Origin of the sequence: Undibacterium hunanense (assembly GCF_014284335.1) — a bacterium.
In the GTDB taxonomy this organism is placed as follows: Bacteria; Pseudomonadota; Gammaproteobacteria; order Burkholderiales; family Burkholderiaceae_D; genus Undibacterium; species Undibacterium hunanense.
Genome location: NZ_JACOGF010000034.1, coordinates 1 through 2,111 on the forward strand (window position 1 = coordinate 1; position 2,111 = coordinate 2,111).

General features: G+C 55.9%; 1 protein-coding gene. It reads right to left on the reverse strand.

The window, feature by feature from the left end:
* The coding region (locus H8L32_RS27180) for a beta strand repeat-containing protein (protein ID WP_222619522.1) at positions 1–2,111 on the reverse strand (2,111 nt) is incomplete at both ends.

The following is a 2,111-nucleotide window of genomic DNA, read 5'->3' on the forward strand; positions in this document are numbered from 1 at the left end:
AGCAGTGTCTGCTGTGTTGTTGGCATTGTTGGCTGTGTCGTTGTCATTGACGATGGCCAGTACACCTGCGTTGTTGTTGGCAGCGATCAGGGCATCGGTCAATGTCAGACGGTAGTTACCAGCACCAGCAACGCCGGCGTTGTTGGAGGTACCGATCAGACGGATTGTTTCAAAGCCAGATACGTTGGTCCATTCGGACGCGCCCAGGGCGATGGTGTCACCCAGGTTGGCACCTGTCAGGTCACCGTCGATGACCAGGGTGTCGCCTGTACCTGCGCCACCAGAGACGGTGTCGGAGATGGTCAGACCAGCACGTGTGTCCTGGATGTTGTCGAAGATGACGGTGTCGTTACCGGCACCCATGGTGATTTTTTGTGCGCCATTGGCTGCGGAGCTGGTAGAAACGCGAACAGTGACGTTGGCCAGTTCTGCAGAAGCGTCAATCGTTGCGGCAACCAGTTTGACTTGACCAGCTGTCAGGGACAGGTCTTGTACGCCGGAGCCGTCAGCGGCTGCACCGGAGACGTCGAGGCGGTTCAAACCACCGTTGGCACCAACAGTTGTTGTATCAAAGTTGATGAAGCCGCCAACTTTGCCTGCACCTGCTGCTGTACCGATGGTGACGGTGCCTGTGTGGGCTGCTACGCTACCCAGGGCAACGGTGTTGTTTTCTGAATCAGCATCAACGATGGTCAGGTTTTCAGCTGCGCCTGTGGTCAGGGTGAAGTTGAAACGTGGATCGGTGTTGAAGCCTTCTACGATGGTGACGCCAACTGTATCACTTGCACCTGTGTCAACAGCCAGACGGGCATTGACGATGTTTTGGGTGATGGCGTTGGAGCCTGTGTCACTGTGTTGAATGCTGATGGCAGTTGCTTGTGCGACTGACAGTCTGTTCAGGTTGAACGTGGAGGTACCAGCAACCGGTGCGGAGTCAGCTGGGGCTGCTACGTTGGTGTTGGAGACGTTGCGAACCAGTACGCCTGTGACGTCTGGCAGTTTGCTGAAGTCGACTGAGGAAGCTGCGTTGTTCAACAGAACTTGCACTGCTTCTACTTTGGTGACGATGGAGGAACCTGTGGCACCGGCTGTGATGTTACCGCCATTGACGATGATGAGGGTGTCGTTACCGTCGCCGCCTGTGATGCTGTCGCCTGTTTCGAGTGTGTCAGCCAGGATGAAGGTGTCGTTGCCTTTGCCGCCGATGACGGAGACGTCTTGTGTCTGACCGGAGGTGTCTGCTTTACCAGTGGTGAAGAAGCCATTGCCCAGGTTGATGGTCAGGTTGCCTGTGAATGCGGATGCGTCCACGGTAGCCAGACGACCGGAGGCTTGCAGGATGCCGCCCTGGTAGTTGACGGATTCAATGGTGCCAACAGCGCCGTTGACGACGTTTGTTGTGGAACCCAGTGTCAGGTTGGTGTTGCCTGTGATGACGACTTTACCAGCTGTGCCGGTGTCGCTTGGCAGATTCAGTGTGCCGATGAAGTTGTTGGCGCCTGTGCTGTTGATGTTGAGGTTTTCATAACCAGTGCCACCTACGCCATTGGCGGAGGAACCAGAAGTGTTACCACCGATGTTGACTGCACCAACTTGGACGTCGGACAGATTCAATGCACCTGTGTTGACGCCTGTCAGTACGCCTGTACCGAAGGAGAATTCAACGACGCCAGCTTGATTGGCGTTGGAGCTGGTGATGGACATGGTATCGAGAACAGACTTGATGTTTTCGATACGGGCATTGTTGGTACCTGCTGCGGAGGCGATACGGGAGATGTTGACGGCTTTGAGGCCGGTGGCATCTTGCAGATCGAGACCGGTGACTGCCAGGTTGGCACCCGCGGAGGAGGAACCTGTGAAGGCTGCATTCAGCGTTTGGATGTTGGTCAGTTTTGGGGTGATGAGGGTGCCGCCGTTGTCGTTGGCATTGCCCAGTGTGGCTGTCAGTGTGTTGGAGACGCCTGTACCGGTCAGTTGGTCTTCATCTTGCAGGCTGTTGATACGGGCATTGCCGCCTGGTGTGTAGACTTGTGGGGCGGTGAATGTTTCGCCGGAAACAATGTCTGTACCGTTGGTCAGGACGATTTGGGAGCCTGGGCTGTTGGAGACGA